Source organism: Aliikangiella coralliicola (genome assembly GCF_007004725.1).
Classification (GTDB): domain Bacteria; phylum Pseudomonadota; class Gammaproteobacteria; order Enterobacterales; family Kangiellaceae; genus Aliikangiella; species Aliikangiella coralliicola.
Genome location: NZ_ML660164.1, coordinates 385703 through 403887, shown reverse-complemented (window position 1 = coordinate 403887; position 18185 = coordinate 385703). Strand labels below are relative to the sequence as shown.

General features: G+C 42.2%; 11 protein-coding genes and 1 tRNA gene. 7 read left to right on the top strand and 5 right to left on the bottom strand.

The features are described from left to right. Positions 1–32: 32 nt before the first annotated feature. Positions 33–1451: a glutamate--tRNA ligase gene (gltX, locus tag FLL46_RS12930; protein WP_142893998.1), complete on the bottom strand. Its 1419-nt coding sequence runs from the start codon at positions 1449–1451 to the stop codon at positions 33–35. 144 nt (positions 1452–1595) lie between these two features. Here gltX and FLL46_RS12925 point away from each other — a divergent pair. From FLL46_RS12925 to FLL46_RS12895, 7 genes are all read left to right on the top strand, one after another. After that, positions 1596–1671, top strand: a tRNA-Val gene (locus FLL46_RS12925). Between the two features lie 402 nt (positions 1672–2073). Continuing rightward, positions 2074–4677 (top strand): penicillin acylase family protein, encoded by a 2604-nt coding sequence (locus FLL46_RS12920; RefSeq protein WP_142893996.1) that lies wholly within the window; start codon positions 2074–2076, stop codon positions 4675–4677. Between the two features lie 20 nt (positions 4678–4697). Then, positions 4698–6083, top strand: coding sequence for an FAD-binding oxidoreductase (locus FLL46_RS12915; protein ID WP_142893994.1), 1386 nt, complete (start codon positions 4698–4700; stop codon positions 6081–6083). Continuing rightward, positions 6080–6823, top strand: coding sequence for a ZIP family metal transporter (locus tag FLL46_RS12910; RefSeq protein ID WP_142893992.1), 744 nt, complete (start codon positions 6080–6082; stop codon positions 6821–6823). The genes FLL46_RS12915 and FLL46_RS12910 overlap by 4 nt, the downstream gene beginning before the upstream one ends. A 360-nt stretch (positions 6824–7183) precedes the next feature. Then, a complete protein-coding gene (locus FLL46_RS12905; protein ID WP_142893990.1) occupies positions 7184–8485 on the top strand; it encodes a HAMP domain-containing sensor histidine kinase in 1302 nt (433 codons plus the stop codon). Beyond that, positions 8454–9863 carry a sigma-54-dependent transcriptional regulator gene (locus tag FLL46_RS12900; protein ID WP_142893988.1) on the top strand — a complete coding sequence of 470 codons (1410 nt, stop codon included), beginning with the start codon at positions 8454–8456 and terminating at the stop codon, positions 9861–9863. Before FLL46_RS12905 ends, FLL46_RS12900 begins: the two co-directional genes overlap by 32 nt. A gap of 251 nt (positions 9864–10114) precedes the next feature. After that, on the top strand, positions 10115–10741 hold the full coding sequence (locus FLL46_RS12895) for a hypothetical protein (protein ID WP_142893986.1): 627 nt from the start codon (positions 10115–10117) through the stop codon (positions 10739–10741). Between the two features lie 54 nt (positions 10742–10795). Here the strand turns inward: FLL46_RS12895 and ggt are convergent, their stop codons facing one another. The 4 genes from ggt to purF all read right to left on the bottom strand — a co-directional run bounded on the left by ggt (position 10796) and on the right by purF (position 18175). After that, positions 10796–12583 carry a gamma-glutamyltransferase gene (gene ggt / locus FLL46_RS12890; protein WP_142893984.1) on the bottom strand — a complete coding sequence of 596 codons (1788 nt, stop codon included), beginning with the start codon at positions 12581–12583 and terminating at the stop codon, positions 10796–10798. 60 nt (positions 12584–12643) lie between these two features. After that, positions 12644–15919 carry a ligand-binding sensor domain-containing protein gene (locus FLL46_RS12885; protein ID WP_142893982.1) on the bottom strand — a complete coding sequence of 1092 codons (3276 nt, stop codon included), beginning with the start codon at positions 15917–15919 and terminating at the stop codon, positions 12644–12646. Positions 15920–16075: 156 nt separating this feature from the next. Then, the gene (locus tag FLL46_RS12880; protein ID WP_142893980.1) at positions 16076–16630 is read right to left on the bottom strand and encodes a lysophospholipid acyltransferase family protein; all 555 of its coding nucleotides are present in this window, start codon (positions 16628–16630) and stop codon (positions 16076–16078) included. Then, complete coding sequence (gene purF, locus FLL46_RS12875) at positions 16631–18175, bottom strand: amidophosphoribosyltransferase (RefSeq protein WP_142893978.1); 1545 nt, start codon at positions 18173–18175, stop codon at positions 16631–16633. Positions 18176–18185: the final 10 nt, after the last annotated feature.

Below are 18185 nucleotides of genomic sequence, written 5' to 3'. Positions count from 1 at the left end.
GGTTTTGTTAATACTAAAAAATCACGAATGATTTACTCGGCTTGCTCTCGTTGAGTAATAAACTCCAAAGCCATTTGAATTCTCTGCAAGCATCGACTTTGACCGATCCAGTTAAGTGTCACATCCAGAGCCGGCGACATCCCAGCTCCGGTAACAGCAACTCTCAATGGCATTCCTACCTTGCCCATTCCGACTTCTAATTCTTCAACAGTCTCATTGATAACCTGTTGAATAGCATCAGGCTGCCAATTATCTAAAGCACGCAACTTTTGCTCAACTAATTCAAGTGGTTGTCTTGCAACCGGCCTTAAATGTTTTTTGGCTGCTTTCTCGTCAAATTTATCAAAATTAGAATAATAAGGTTTAATGGCAGCCACTAAATCCTTCAGCGTTTGAACTCTTTCTGCAAACTCCGGAATTAATTCAGCAATATCGGGTCCGCCCTCAAGCGAGAGCCCTTCTTGCTCGAGGTGCCAGTTCAAATGAGGCAATATCTCTTCGACAGGTAAAGACTTGATATATTGTTGGTTAAGCCAATTTAACTTCTGAGTATTAAAGGCAGAAGGCGCTTTATTAATGTTGTTAATATCAAACAGCTCTATCATTTGCTCTACGCTGAAAATTTCCTGATCGCCATGAGACCAGCCCAATCTCACCAAATAATTGAGAACGGCCTGAGGTAAGTAACCGTCATCACGATATTGCATCACGCTAACCGCCCCGTGGCGTTTTGATAACTTTTTACCGTCATCTCCCAAAATCATCGGCACATGGCCAAACTCAGGCACCTGTGCATTGAGCGCTTTGAAAATATTGATCTGGCGTGGCGTGTTGTTGATGTGATCATCACCGCGAACCACCTGAGTAATTCCCATATCCCAGTCATCAACAACAACGGTAAAATTATAAGTGGGAGAGCCATCAGTACGGGCAATAATCAAGTCATCCAATTCCTGATTAGAAATAGTGATTTCACCTTTAACAACATCTTTAAAAGTGACAGCGCCTTCTTCCGGATTCTTAAAGCGAATAACGTGGTCTTGCTCCAAATCGATTTCATCTGCATTCAAATTGCGACATTTTCCGTCATAACGCGGCTTCTGTTTATCGGCCATTTGTTGTTCACGCAAATCATCCAGACGCTGCTTACTGCAAAAGCAAGGATAGGCTTTGTTTTCGTCAACTAGCTGCTGAATTACTTCTTTATAACGATCAAATCGGTGGGTCTGAAAAATAGGTCCTTCGTTCCAATCAAGCTCCAACCAGCGCATGCCATCCATAATCGCCTCTACCGCTTCAGGTGTTGAACGTTCGAGATCGGTATCTTCAATTCTGAGAACAAACTTTCCATCATTTGCTTTAGCGTGCAGCCAGGAATAAAGTGCGGTTCGAGCGCCTCCAACATGAAGGTAACCTGTTGGCGAAGGTGCAAATCTTGTTTTTACTGACATCAGAAATTCACTTGTTAAATACATTAAAATTATAGACAAATATTTTATCAAAATGTTGGCTTAAAAAAATATTTAATTTAGGTGTTGACCAACCAACAATTTGTCACTAGAATGCGCCCCAGATTTGAGAGAGTCAATCGACATGGGCGCTTAGCTCAGTTGGGAGAGCATCGCCCTTACAAGGCGAGGGTCAGTGGTTCGAGCCCACTAGCGCCCACCATGTCGCTTCTTTTTATTCTTTCAAATTATATTTCTTAACACACCATTCGTTTCTATAATCCTCCTGAAATATTTTTCCGTTTTTCAAAGTATTTTTAGCGATGTGAACAGTTTTTGCACAAGGTGTCCAGAACTTACTCACAATTAATACACAGTTATATTCAACTGATATATTCTTAGTTACTCTATTTTCCAACAACACGTTCAATCAATTAACTTGAATTATCTTGATGACTTTGTAGCACTCGCATAAATCGAAGTCATCGACTGTTCGCGCATTTCCGCTCCGACTGAAATTTGCCATATCAAATTTCTGCAAATTTTAGCTATGTCGTTATTTTTTCAATAGTTATTCTGATACAATTTCTCCTACCAGAGGTGCCGATAAGAGTATCAATTCACCATGTCATTAAAAAAGCGTCCTATCTTTGGAGAACTTGGCAGCAAACCTCGTCGCCGTTTCAAAGCCTTATCAATAAAATCCTTAGTCTATTCTCTGTTCACTCTACTGCTTATTATTTTCGGTTATGCCTATTTTGCACTCAGGGCCAGTTTGCCGATTTTAGATGGTGAACAAAAAATCCCCGGCCTAGCTGACACAGTGACAATAAAAAGAGACGCTACCGGTGTAGTCGATATCAACGCAAAAAACCGCCTTGATTTAGCGCAAGCCCTCGGTTACCTCCATGGACAGGAGCGTTTTTTCCAACTCGATCTATCGCGTAGAAACTCGGCGGGCGAACTTGCTGAGTTATTTGGAGAAAAAGCGGTTAACTACGACAAATCAATCCGCATTCATCAATTCAGGCAAACAGCCCAAAAAGTTCTCTCCAATCTCAGCAAGCATGAAAAAGCCATACTCACTCGGTATACCCTCGGCGTTAATCAAGGTTTAGCCGATCTGAAAGAAAGCCCGTTTGAATATCTGTTATTGCGCCAACCCCCTCGTCCCTGGAAAGCAGAAGATTCATTACTGGTTGTTTATTCGATGTATTTAACCCTTCAATCTAGAAACGGATATCGAGAACACCTTCAAGGCTTAATTTATAAAAATCTGCCACAGGAGATTGCCGAATTCTTGTTGCCTGCAGGCACAGAGTGGGATGCGCCGATAAAGGGAAATGCAATGTTACCACCGCCCCTCCCGGAGTCTTCAAAATGGGGAAAAGTGCTGGCTCAACCAAATATGAAAAAACCATCTCCCCCCGAACAAATCACGACACTCAACACAAAAAAAACCATTAGTAGACAGTCACCTGTTTTCAATAACGCCCATCATAAAAAAGCCTTTCAAAACGCAGAGAGTGGTACGCCCTGTTTTATCAATTGTGAGGTCTATGGGAATTCCCAAATAGGCAGCAATAATTGGGCAGTATCTGGTGAGTTGAGCGTCCACCAGTCAGCAATGCTCGCTGGCGATATGCATTTAGGAATAAGAGTACCCAACACCTGGTTTAGAGCCCAAATGCATTATCAATCTGACGGGAAAACAGTGAATCTTTATGGCTTGACCCTGCCAGGTACACCACTACTAGTTGCGGGAAGCAACACACAAGTAGCCTGGACTTTCACCAATTCATACGGTGACTGGAGCGATCTGGTTGAATTAACTTTTAATGACGCAGGTACGCATTACCAAACCTCAACGGGTGAAAAACCACTTGAAATCATTAAGCAGATCATCATTTCTTCAGACAATCAAATCCACGAAATAGAAATTGCGAAAACGATTTGGGGTCCAGTGATTAAGCACCACGGAATAAATTATGCTTACCGTTGGGTTGCACACGATCTTGAAGGGTTGAACCTGAAGCTTCTCGACCTTGAAAAAGCGTCGTCAGTCAATCAGGCGTTAATAATCGGCAATCGGGCGGGAATACCAGCCCAAAACCTGTTAGTGGTAGACAACAAAGGAAGTTTAGGCTGGACCATTGCGGGGCCGATTCCCAAAAGACAGACCGAGAATGACAGCAGACTTCCTACCAACGGTGCTGAAAATAGCCAACTTTGGACTGAGTATTTATCTCCCGATGAATACCCGAGGGTCATTAATCCTGACAACCAGTTTTTGTGGACAGCCAATGCCAGAGTCGTTTCCGACAATGATTTTGAAAAACTGGGAGACGGTGGTCTGGCGAATGGTGCCAGGGCAAAACAGATAAAACAAAATCTGAGTGAACTTACCGCGGCCAGTGAAAGAGATTTGTTCAAAATTCAACTGGATGACAGGGCCTTGTTTCTCGCCAGATGGCGTAAGCTCATGTTGCAACATCTCGAAAATGTAACCAAGAAGTCCGCTGAGAAAGCAAATGAACAAAAACTCAATACCACTGAACTCAACCAGATAAAGCAGTTAGTCGCTAACTGGTCTGGTCACGCAGATAAGGATGATGTCGGTTACTGGCTGGTCAAACGATTCCGCCAAAATGTGGCGGCGAAACTGCTAAACCCGATTTATCAGACAGGTATGGGTAGTCTCCAACCGGTCGAGAGCACCGAACCTCTGCCCGCTTATGATAGTTTCACGACACAATATGAAGCGCCGCTGTGGCAAATTGTTAATCAACAACCGCTATTTTTATTACCAGGTGGATACTCCGATTGGCACGACTTTTTCGTCGCCCAGATACGGCGCGAATCCGATCGAATAAATAAAAGCCAAAAGAAGCTTGAAGACTCGAGCTGGGGCAGTCACAATACCGCCCAAATTCAACATCCAATCAGCAGAGCAGTTCCATTGTTAGGATATTTTCTTGATATGCCGAAAAATCCCTTATCGGGAGATGAGGATATGCCAAGAGTGCAAGGGAAAAACTTTGGTGCCTCGCAAAGAATGGTCGTTGCGCCAGGAAATGAAGAAAATGGTATATTACATATGCCCACAGGCCAATCAGGTCATCCCCTTAGTCCATTTTACCGCGCAGGACATCAAGATTGGGTTGATGGAGTCCCTACTCCCTTTACGATGCAACAGCCTGTTCACCAATTAATATTAACGCCAAAATAAAACAACCAGCAGATCTCCCCATGACAGATTTTACTCAACAACTCAACGCAATTGTCGGCGAAAGCTATGTGCTTACCAGCAAAGAAGATCTTGACACCTACGGGCAAGACTGGAGTCGACTTTACTCGCCTAATCCACTCATTGTGGTTAAACCCGGAAACACCGAAGAAGTTTCAGAGATTGTTAAACTCTGCCTCCAACATCAGGTTGCAATTGTGCCATCGGGCGGACGTACCGGCTTAAGCGGCGGCGCTGTTGCAACTAACCAGGAGCTCGTTCTTTCTCTTGATCGGCTTAACCAAATTACAGACTTTAATCCGGTCGACCGCACTGTTAGATGTGGCGCAGGCGTCATTACCGAACAGTTACAGAATTTTGCGGAAGAGCAAGGACTCTATTACCCTGTCGATTTTGCATCAGCCGGTTCCAGCCAGATAGGTGGAAACATCGCTACCAATGCGGGCGGAATCAAAGTGCTTAAATACGGACTAACTCGAGATTGGGTGGCAGGCTTAACATTAGTAACCCCTTCTGGTGAAGTTGTCAGTATGAATAATGGGTTGGTTAAAAATGCTACCGGGTACGACTTACGCCACTTAATGATTGGCAGCGAAGGTACTCTGGGCATCATTACAGAAGCCGAGATGCGACTGACTACGCCGCCGAAAGAGCCCACAGTCATGTTGTTAGCCGTGGAAAGCCTGACTGACATTTCAAACCTGCTCAACCACTTCCAGGCACAAATCGACTTGATGGCATTTGAGTTTTTCTCCCATGCGGCACTAGAAAAAGTGCTAGCCCATCGCGAGCTAAAAGCACCGTTTGGTGACCCCGCTAACTACTATGTTTTGATTGAATTTGAATGTGGTGACGAATCTGCAATGGACGGCGCGTTTGCCGCGTTTGAATCTGCCGCCGAAAATGGCTGGTTAGTCGATGGCGTCGTTAGCCAAAGCAACCAACAAGCTGAGGAACTATGGCAATACCGCGAAGGAATTTCTGAATCAATTTCTCACTACCCACCATACAAAAACGACATCGCGGTGAAACCTTCTCAAGTTGGAGAATTTCTCGAGGCCGTCGATCAATTCGTCAGCGCCAACTATCCCGATTTTGAAAATATCTGGTTTGGGCATATCGGTGACGGCAATCTTCATTTGAATATTCTTAAACCTGCCGACTTACCACTAGAAGATTTTAAAGCCCAGTGTGCTAAAGCCAACCCTGAAATCTTCAAAATACTCCAATCATTTAATGGCAGCATTAGTGCTGAACACGGCGTTGGATTGCTGAAACGAGATTACCTGAGCTTTTCTCGTTCACCTGCTGAAATTGAGATGATGCGTGCGATTAAGAATGTTGTCGACCCGAACAACTTGATGAACCCGGGTAAACTCTTTCAATGATTGCATTAATCGCGAGCTTTTTTTCGCTATGTGTCGGTCCGCTGGTTTATCAAACTTTTGGGCCATTGCGAAGAACAGATAAAATCGTCAGTGGAATCGTATTAATTGTTGTTGCCGGTATCATCGTTTTCGAAGTGATTCCGCAAACTTATCAAATAATCGGCTGGTTAAGTCTGCTGGTTGGCGCTATTGGCTTTGCAGGCCCCACATTAATCGAAAAAGCCTTTCGTCACGCCGCCGATACCACCCATAAAGTCACCATTTACCTGGGCATTTCTGGTTTGTTGGTGCACGCATTACTTGACGGTGCAGCACTACAAACGGATCAAGGCAATCAGGCTAGCGGGCTCACACTGGCCATCATATTGCACCGTGTACCGGTGGGGCTCACTATCTGGTGGTTACTAAAACCATTGATCGGAGAAAGATACGCATTAGTCAGTTTGTTACTAATGGGTTTAACCACCGTAGCCGGTTTCATGCTTAACCAAATGATCAGTAACTATCACGACAATTATTTCTTTGCGTTAGTACAAGCCCTAATTGCAGGCTCGTTGCTTCATGTGGCTATTCATAAACCTCATTCTGATGGCTGTATGCATACCAGCGAATCACATCATAACCACGTCCCCCCTAAACCAAGCAAAACCCATTCGATTAAAAACTTTCTGTTAAGGTGGGAAAGCTTAGGTGTAGTAATTGGTCTGCTAATTTTAGCGATTGTCCATTCGCAGCACTAACTTCAATTTTCTAAATAGCACTTTTCTACCGATAAAGTGTCCAGCCGGATAACGGGTCATACTTTGACCCGTAAAGGCGCATGTTCAAACCAAGTTGAAAGCACCAATAACGTCAATTATCATAAACCTCTCACTGGTTGATTAGCGCCTTTATGTCAACGCGCTTTATATTATTACCATTATCTTAAGTAACCCCAACTTGGGATAAGTATTACCGCCTGAATACGGAACATATCAATAGCCCTTGTACGCTAGTTGGAGACAAGAGCAGATTGGCAAAAGGCCTATTGGCATGATCCCTGCTTTGTGGAATAAGCAAACTGAATTCGAGATTAGTATATTGGCACCCCAGGAATAAATATGTCCTTTAGAAACTTAAGTTTAATTTTTATCACAGTATTATTGACCAGCATCCTGCTACTCCAATGGTGGTCAATCACTCGCTTTACCGAAAATGTTTCAAGACAAATTGGAGAGTCCGCTTTTGAGGTTAGCCGTTCAACTGCCGAGACGCTGATTTTTGATCAACCAAAAATAGAATTTCACTCTTTCGCGGTGACAATGACCGAAGGCAGACTCACCCGACAAGCCTTAGAGCAATTACTGCCCAGGGTTAAACAAGATGTGACGATTGAACTCATCAACGAGCAGAAAGACGATTTTATTCTGCTGAACGCCGACGGCTCTGACTATCAAATACCAATTCCACGCACCGGGATTCATCAATCATTAGAAGATTTTTCCAATAACGTGCTTTATTCAACTGTCAGCTTCCTGGCATTCGGAATTTTATTGGCCATTTATTTCACCAGTAAATTAGCTTCCCCACTTAAAAGACTTCAAGATGCTTCAGTAAAAATTGGAGAAGGAAATCTGGGTGTGCAAATTGAAAAAGATACGCAATGGCACAGTACCGAAATTGACACCACTGTCGATTCGTTCAATCGAATGTCCACTCAAATTCAACAACTACAGCAACAAAATGAAACCTTACAAAATAAAGCCCATTTAGCCGAGCTCGCTGAAATCGCAAGGGGGCTAGCTCACACCATTAGAAACCCGCTTAACACTTTAAACCTGGCAATTGATCAATTGAGCACGATTGACAATCAGGAAGAACAACAGAAACTTTCCAAAATAGCCAAGCACCAGATAACGCGAATTGATAAGTGGGTACGCTCGCTGATGGACGTTATGGGCAATGATACAGATCTGGTTGCACCGGTAAATCTGGAGCAGTCTATTCACTCGGTTATCCAGGATATAAAATTATCGACTGACAAAAACGTCGCGATTGACTTCCAATCGAATGCAGAACAGGCCCAACTCAGTATCATTGAGTCGGAATTTAAAAGTTTAATGCAAAGTGTCATTACAAATGCTGTGGAAGCCTCTCCAGAAGGAACTAAAGTAGCGATAAATTTAACACCGAATGAAAGTGGCTATCAGATTAAAATAACCGACCAGGGACCAGGTTTTTCAAAACAAGTTCTGGATAAATTATTTACGCCACACAATACCAATAAAACTTATGGCGCCGGCATGGGATTGTTCTTAGCTGAGCGAGTTATCAGGCACAAGTATCACGGAAAAATTATGATCAATAATAACCTTAACGATAAAGGTGCAAATGTTATCATCTGGATTAACAATCGGGGCTGAGAAATTGAAAAAGACCGCTAAAACAACTAAAACCAGCATTCTTCTGGTAGAGGATGAAAAGGATCAAAGGGCGTTAATCAAGGCAATTCTTGAGGCAGAATCCTATCAGGTAACAGAAGTTGAAACCGCAGAAGATGCGATTGAAAAACTGAGAGTAGATAACTTCGAGATTGTGATTTCCGACTGGAAACTGCCGGGACTAAATGGCGACGAACTACTGGCCGAAATCAGAGAAAACCACCCACAAACAGGCTTTATTTTGATCACAGCTCACAGCGACGCTTCTCACGCTATCAGTATCATTCGAGCCGGTGCAGATGACTATCTTCCCAAACCATTTGATCGAGCCAGCTTATTATTTACAGTTAGCAAGCTAGTTTATACCCGACAAATAGAAAACGAAAACAAAGAACTTAAAACGCAATCGAAACATCGCAACAAATTGCTTGATATGATTGGTAATTCCTCTGCAATGAATCGACTGTTTTTACGCATCGAAAAAACGGCTCCAACCAATGCAACCATCTTAATTACCGGCGAAAGCGGTACAGGAAAAGAATTAGCCGCGCGTGCCATCCATCAATTGTCTTCGAGAAAAGAAAAGCTTTTCCTGCCGGTAAACTGCGCTGCCATTCCAGAATCGCTGGCAGAATCAGAACTTTTTGGCGCCGAGAAAGGCGCTTACACCGGCTCAAATAAAAATCGCGTCGGTAAATTGGAAGCGGCTAGCGAAGGAACTATATTTCTTGACGAAATTGGCGAACTCCCGCTGATTTTGCAAAGCAAGTTGCTTCGCTTTTTACAGGAAGGAACTATTACGCGAGTCGGCTCTAATCAAGAAATATCTCTAGATGTCAGAGTTGTTACTGCAACAAACCGGGATTTATTGGAAGAAGTTAAACAAGGGAATTTCCGTGAGGATCTTTTTTATCGGCTGAACGTAATTCCAGTCACGATTCCCCCACTACGTAATCGTCAAGACGACCTCCTGCCTCTCATCAAGCACTTTATTACAATATTTACTGAAGAGCATGGTGTTGGTGAAAAACAACTTTCTTCTGCGGCCTTGAAATACTTGCTGGCCTACAGCTGGCCCGGTAATGTCCGCCAACTAAGGAACTCAATTGAAAGGCTGGTATTGCTATCTTATGAAGACGTTATTTCTTTGCAAGACGTCGAGGAACTAGAATTACATCAACGCGGTTCCAATAAGGATTATGTACTCCCCTCCCAAGGAATCAGTTGGGAGTCACATGAAAAAGATTGTCTATTACAAGCCTTGAGTCATTGCAATAACAATAGAACACAAGCTGCAAAATTACTCGGGCTCAGTTACAAGGCTTTTTTGTACCGACTGGAAAAGCACAATATTAATTAACTAGAGTTTGAAAATGCGATCGACGGGAAAACTCTCCTTAATAAGCCTAATATTTATGCCCCCGATTTAAGGACAGTTATCCCCATATGAGGAAAAAAATAGAGTTAAACGAAGCAACACAGCCTTATTTTAGCCCGCTTCCAGCCAAATACCGGAAAATTATAGGTTGGCATACTTATTGATTGCTGTGTTTGTTGAAAATCACGTTTATTAAAAACATCCTGGTGAAATAACTTAAACTGGAGCTAAAAATGAAAAATATCAAACAGACTTTGACTGCGCTCACCCTGGGGGCAATTGCCATGACCAGTGTTGCTATTAGCGCAGCCGATACGGAGAAACGTCATATCATGGTCAAAGTCGACAAATCCGGCGATCACGACGCACTCGTCGATTTAAAAGTTGATGGCGACGCTGAGGCATTTACTATGCCTGAACTGGAAGTGGGCGAATCGAAAACCATTACCACCAAGTCTGGCAAAACCATTTTTATTTCAAAAACTGAAGAAGGACTGACATTAGATGTCGAAGGCAAGCAAGTTAAACTGCCAAGTTTTGACGGCCATCTCGGTGCTCGCATTCATAGCTCGTTACCACTTCATCAATCCTTTAAAAACACAGTTCAAATTAGCGGCGTGAAGTTGGACGATAATCAAAAGCAAATTATCAAAGACGCATTTGCAGCTGCAGGCATTGATAAAAAAATTAACTTTTCAGAGCACAACTTGATGGTATTTTCCACTGATGATATGGAATTTGGAAAAGGCGGTAAACATATGAAATGGTTTGGCGAAAGTGACGCGCAATTTGAGTTTATTGTTGACGATGAATCAGAAGTAATCATCGACAAAAAAATTATTCACATTGAAGAAAAATAAATCCAGTCTCTCAAACTAAAAAAGCAGCTTGCGCTGCTTTTTTAGTTCTTATCCCTAATTACTTTTACCAAAATAACCTTTCGCTAATGCCCCCGGTCTTCTGGGATCAGCGAAACCAAAGAAGACGCCATCTTGCAGTTCTATCGATTGCAAACTTCCCCAGGGTTTTCTCATTTCGACATTATGGCCTTTTTGCTTCAACAGGCTTATCGTATCAATCGGAAATCCTTTCTCCACTTGCAGTTTATCGGGATACCACTGATGATGAATTCTCGGTGCCATCGTTGCTTCTGCGATATTCATTCCATGAGCCAGGCGATTTAGCAGAAAATTAAATACAATGGTAATAATCCGACTTCCACCTGGACTACCAGTTGCCAACCAGGGCTCACCTTTATTAAGTGCAATGACCGGTGTCATTGAACTGAGTGGCCTTTTCTGAGGTTGGATTGCATTAGCCTCGCCGCCTAATAATCCAAAAGCGTTAGGAACACCAGGTTTAGCAGAAAAATCATCCATTTCATTGTTAAGTAACATTCCAGTGCCAGGAACAGTTATCCCCGACCCAAAACTAAAATTTAACGTATAAGTATTTGAGACAATATTCCCATCACCATCTATCACAGAAAAGTGGGTTGTCTGCGGACTTTCTTGATCAAAATATTGTCCCGGCTTTATTTCTTGTGGCGACAAAACTTTATTGAGGTCGATTCTTTTCGCAATGCGCTCAGCATAACTATCATCGGTTAAACTTTTTACTGGTACTTTGACAAAGTCTGGGTCGCCCAGGTATTTGCTCCTATCCGCATAGGCAAATTTCATGGCTTCAGTTTTTATGTGCGTGGTGTAAGCCGTATTCGGACCACTTTTACTCACCGGAAACTGACGCACAATGTTGAGTAATTGAACCAGATGAACACCACCGGAACTCGGTGGCGGCATAGCAAATATTTGATAATCGCCAAGGGTCGTTGAAATAGGATCACGCCATACGGCTCGATAGTCCTGCAGATCTTTTGCCGTGATTAACCCGCCAGATTCTTTGAAAAACTTGACTATTTTTTTTGCCGTTTTACCACGGTAAAAATCATCGCCGTTAGATTTTGCAATTAAAGAGAGTGTATTGGCCAAGTCCTGTTGCTTGAAATCCTCTCCTACTGACCACGAATCTCCTTTTCCTTTAACAAATATCCGTTTCGTTTCAGGGTCTCGGCTCAAATATTCTGCACGGGCATTAAGTGACTGGGCAATAGATAGTGTTACTGGGAGTCGTCTCGCCAATTCAATCGCAGGCTGAACTACTTTTTCAAAGGGCAAACGCCCAAATTTTCGATGCGCTTCGACCAGACCGGCGACAGTTCCAGGTACGCCCGACGACAATATTGAATATCGTGATTTTCTTTTATCGACATTAAGTTCCTCGTCAAGAAACATATCTCTGTGCGACTGGTAAGGTGCCTTCTCACGATAATCCAATGCATTTACTTTTTTTGACTGATTATCATAAATCAACATAAAACCGCCGCCACCAATATTACCGGCTCTTGGCAGTGTGACAGCAAGGGCAAAACCAACGGCAACGGCTGCATCAACCGCATTGCCACCCTGCTCTAAAACTTTAACGCCGGCTTGAGTGGCTCGGCTTTCTTGCGAAACGACCATACCATTGGTTGCGACCTCAGGAAATATACGCGAGTTAAACTCTAGCAAAGGAACGTTTTTAGCGCTGGCATTATTTCTTATCTGAGTTTTTTCGCCGGCAATTGCACTTGAAACTAGCAAAGTCACAGATACGAGTGAAAAAAATAAACTTTTAATCGCGAGTAAAATTCTTGTGTTCATAAGAAGCATTCCAATATTTTTTGATTATTCATTTATTCGCCTTTCATTGTCACCAGACACCTATAAAAAGTGTAACGTAACATCATTGAGTTCAACTAATTCTGCTATTTGGCTCGACCGTAGCCCGTCATTACTTTGACTGTACCCGCTGTAACTATTAATCGGTTTATTGAGATCTACTCGCATTAATTTTGCGACTTCGCCGGTATTATTTTTATTATGCAAACTAATCAGCAATGTCGCTAAATCAACCAGGTCTTTTAAATTATTAATTTTGTCCGGGTAAATTTCAAAGTAAGACGCTGCGACGCGGGTTTGTACAAAAACATCGTTAGCAATGGCAATTTGGCTACGCTCAATTTTATTTCTTACTGCGAACAATGTTGAACTGAGATTTTTGTGTTGAATCGAGTTCCCCATAACCACAAAAGCGTCTTTATCTAAAGCACTAATATGCAAATTCGCCGGCGTCATCTTTCTTAATTCTGTTGCAACGTGGGAACACATCTCTGCAGCACAAATTACTCCATTGTTACTTTCTACTTTTTGAAGATCGCTCAACTGAATAACCATTACCAGGTTGAAACTGTGCGGCAAACCATTCTCTGTTGTCTCCTGAGACAGCATTTTGGCAATGCTCTGAAAGCGGTAAAAACCGGTGATAGGATCACGAAAATTATGGCTTTCCAATTTTTTCGATGACGTATCGATTTCTTCAGTCATCGCGCTAATAAGGTTTTGCTTCTCATTTAATTCTGATTTTAGTGTACTATTTCTTTTCTTTAAGTCTTTAAGCCGAATCGTTTCCATTTTCAGCCTGTTTTCCACCTTGTGAACTTGACGCAAAAAATGACGCTTAATCAATAAAAAAATGACAAATGCTAAAATGACCGAGCTGGCGACAACCAGATAAATGGCATTACGCCCTTTCCAGAAATCAGCCTGAACCAGTAAAGTTAATCTCAAAGTTTTAGAGGACCAGTCGCCATTGCCTATTTTTGATTGAATGTCGAGTAAGTATTTTCCTTCAGATAAACCAGCTAAAACAAAGCTCCTTTCTTTTCCGGTGTAAACCCATTTATCTTCCAGGCCAAGAATTCGGTAGCGGTAAGATGGTGCGCCAAGTTTACGATAGTAAAGTTCTGCCACCGAAATTTTGATGGTTGCTTCGTTATCATATTGATAAATAACCGGTGACTTCGAATGGTTTAGTGCATAGACATCTACTTCTCTCTGCCCTACCGTCACTTCGGTTAGTTTTAGCGCTTCATTTTTTTCAACTTTTGCATTAAAGCGGCTATCAATAATCGTAATGCCATTGATACTTCCAAAATACAACAAACCTTCATCGTCAATAAAAGCAGAACCGAAATTAAATTCGTCGCTCGACAAACCATCATCCCGCTGAAAAGTATGCATAGTGTCACTATATTCGGAGTAACGAACCAGGTTGAATGTTGTAGAAATCCAGATTTGTTTTTGCCGATCTTCTAATATTCCATAAATTCCGTTACTGGGTAGTCCTTCCTCTTTGGTGATTCTCTCAAAATAGATTTCATCCTCATTATCACGATGAACTTTGTTAAGCCCATTAGCGGTCCCAACCCACAAAATTCCTCGGCTATCTTCAAATATTACCTGAATGTAGTCACTGGAAATCGATTGCGGGTTTTCAGCTTCAAACTCGAAATGAATCCACTTCTTTTTTTGAGTTGAATATTTTAACAAGCCTGTATTACCACCAACCCAGTAGCTACCATCTCGTGTCTGCAAAAAGCAGAGCACTTCGCTACTTCGGTCTTTAAAGCTATAGGGTAGTTCATGTTGCTTATTAATCACATGTAACTCTATTAAACCTTCTTTCGTCACAAGTCGGTCAACCAGGTACAATCCAGAGCTGGTCGCTAGCCATAATTGACCAGAATGATCTTCGTAGATGCCATGGATAAAATGTCTGGAGTATATTTTTTCGCCTTGCGCAAATAATTGTGTGCCATAAGCTTTTTCTGTTTTTAAATCGACGATGGCTAATCCACTCATCGTTCCCACCCATAAAAGTTCCTGGGAATCGATAGTCAGGCTATAAATATGATCGGGCGTTACTTCAAGTTCAGCAAGCTGTTCGCGGTATGGCAGTGAAGTTTCACCAGTCATCAAATCAAGCTTTATCAAACCTGCGCCAAAGGTCGCGGCCCAAATATTTTCGTTTCTATCTTTAGCCATTCCGAAGACAGAATTATCCATATGAAACTCGGCTAAATCGGATCGAGTGAGTATGTGCTCAAACTGCTTTTTCTCCGGCACAAGAATATCAACGCCTTTAGTATGAGTGCCAATCCAGATTAATCCGGTGTTATCGATGAGTAATGAAAGGACATCGTGAGTTGATAATCCATCTGCGTCATAAACTTTATGCTCATAGCGGGTAATCGTTGATTCTTCGGTGTCGAATAAATTTAACCCGCGAGTTGTTGCAACCCAAAGGTTTCCAGCTTCGTCGAAGGCCAGGTCCTGAACAAAGTTTGCGCTTAAGGAGTTTGAATTATTTTCTTCGTGTTGAAAATATTTCCATTCCAGGCTATCAGGTGATAATTTATATAAACCATCACTTTTACCAAGCCAAATTGCTCCATTGTTGTTAGCTAACGCAATAACAACGCCGGTATCAAAAACAGCCGCTAAAGTTTTATCACAAAAGCTTTTCATCTTGAAATTTTCAAGTGATATTTGGTAAAGACAAGTAGAACTAGCAACCCAGAGTTGATCGCCGGCACGACTAAAGGCTCTGACCTCCTCGTCAATTATTTTTCCGGATTGTGAAGTAAACTCACTAATGCCCGATGTTTCTCTATCAAGTAAAAACAGACCATTGTCCGAGCCGATAAAAACCTGGTTATCTTTACCATGAGCGAGCGCATAAATCGAAGCGAGACGGTCAACTTTTCCTGAAGAATAGTTGGTAAATTTTCGACTTGCAGAGTCAAAAAAACTTAAGCCATTTTTAGTGCCCATCCAAACGCCGCCACGGGGATCTTCTAGTAAAGCAGTCACGTAGTTTTCGTGCAATGAGTAAGGGTCACTATGGATGTTCTGGAAAACGTCGAACTCGTAACCGTTAAACCGATTCACACCGTCTTCTGTTGCTATCCAGATGTAACCATCAGCATCCTGGACGATGTCGATGGCCACACTTTGCGACAATCCATTTTCTATGGAAAGATTTTGAATTTTAAATGCTTTATTAACTCGGTGATCAAATGAATTAGCTTTCGCCCAGCCGCAAGCCAGACTTATGACAAGAATAATGAGATAAATCAGACGATACTTTGTAAGCAATTAGTTATCCCTGAATTTTGTTATTGTTGCGCGTTTCCTAACCGTCGATAAATCGAGAGCAACCTATTCTATCTAGTTTTATGCCGTTGTTTTGCCTCTCAAAAAACGGCATTCAAATTAGTTCACCTGATCCAACAATTCAGAACAGATCCTGACTTACTTAAATTGGATCTGACTGAACAACTCGGGTTTAATCCCCTTTTTATTATGGTAAATTTCCTGAAACTCGTCTAAATCTTTACTTTTATCACCGGTCAATGTAACCAAAGGCCCAAAACCTATTTGCTTTTTAGTCGTATCCAAAAAGCAAGTCTGTACCGGCACCCCTGCACTTAGGGCAATATGATAAAAACCAGATTTCCAATGATCTTTATAGCTACGCGTTCCTTCGGGAGAAATCGCAAATATCATTTTTTCGTTCTGGTTAAAAGCTTCAACAATAGTGTCAACAACATTATGTTTCGCCGAACGATTAACTGGAATTCCGCCTAGTCTTCTTAAAGCCCAACCGATAGGCCAGACAAAAATAGTATGCTTACCAATAAAGCTGACTTTCAGACGAAATGAAAATTTCATCAATAAAAATAAAAAAAAGTCCCAGTTAGATGTATGCGGCGCAACAATAGCAACATATTGATTTAATGCGGGAGGTTGACCGATTAAAGTCCAACCTCTCAACACTAAAATTTTACGTGACAACCAGGCAAGCACTTAAGCGCCACCGACGTTATGAAGACCAATAATCGAGTCGTCACTCTGGTCCATATCGTCGTCAACTTTTTCAATTCCACTGGAATTTTTCGCTAAATCATTTCTTTTGTTATCGAGCGCTTCGAGGTAAGCGCCGTCGATATCACCTGTAATATACTGACCATCGAATACCGATGTATCAAAGCGGTTAATTTTTGGATTACCTTCTCGGCAGGTTTCTACCAAATCTTCTAAGTCCTGGTAGATCAATTTATCCGCACCTATCAATTGCTCAACCTCTTTTTCAGTTCTATCGTGTGCAATCAACTCTTTGGCAGAAGGCATATCAATACCATAAACATTAGGGTATCTAACCGCCGGTGCTGCTGAAGCAAAATAAACCTTTTTCGCCCCTGCTTCTCGCGCCATTTCGACAATTTGTTGGCTGGTGGTTCCGCGCACGATGGAGTCATCCATCAATAAAACATTTTTTCCCTTGAACTCAAGTCCTATCGCATTGAGTTTTTGTTTTACCGACTTTTTACGCATTTGCTGGCCCGGCATAATAAAAGTTCGGCCAATATAGCGATTTTTCACAAATCCATGACGTAGTTTTACGTTGAGGTTTGAAGCAAGCTCAATTGCACTGGTGGTTGAAGTATCGGGGATAGGAATAACCACATCAATATCATGATCAGGCCAAACTCGCATGATCTTGTCAGCCAGTTTTTCACCCATTCTTAAGCGTGCACGATAGACAGAGACATCATCCATTATTGAATCAGGTCGCGCCAGGTAGACATGCTCGAAAATACAAGGGCTTAGTTCATGGGCTTCGGTGCACTGTTCAGTATGAAGCTCTCCATTCTCATCGATATAAATCGCTTCACCGGGGTTAACATCACGTACCAGATCAAACTCTAATGTATCTAAGGCAACACTCTCAGACGCGACCATATACTCTGTTTTCCCGCCGGTTTCTCTCTTGCCGAAAACAATTGGGCGTATACCGTTAGGGTCGCGAAAACAAACCATTCCGTGCCCGGTAATTAAAGCCACCGCAGCAAATCCACCTTTGCAACGTTGATATACCTTTTTAATGGCGTTAAATATGACCTCAGGGGTAAGTTTGTCTTGTGAAGTCTTCTGTAACTCGTGGGCAAATACATTTAATAAAATTTCAGAGTCAGAACTGGTGTTAATGTGGCGTCGATCAGTGCGGTAAAGCTCTTTTTTGAGTTGCTCTTGATTAGTCAGGTTTCCGTTATGCGCTAGCACGATACCATAGGGCGAGTTAACATAAAGCGGTTGAGCTTCAGCAGAACTGGCGCATCCAGCGGTTGGATAACGCACATGGCCAACGCCTATGTTACCTTGCAACCGACGCATATGCCGGGTATGAAAAACATCTTTGACTAGTCCATTAGCTTTACGAAGATACATTTTCCCTTCTTTTTCAGTGACAATTCCTGCGGCGTCCTGGCCTCTGTGTTGTAACACAGTTAATGCATCATATAATCCTTGATTAACGGGGGAAGAAGCGTAAATACCGACAATACCGCACATAACTATAAAC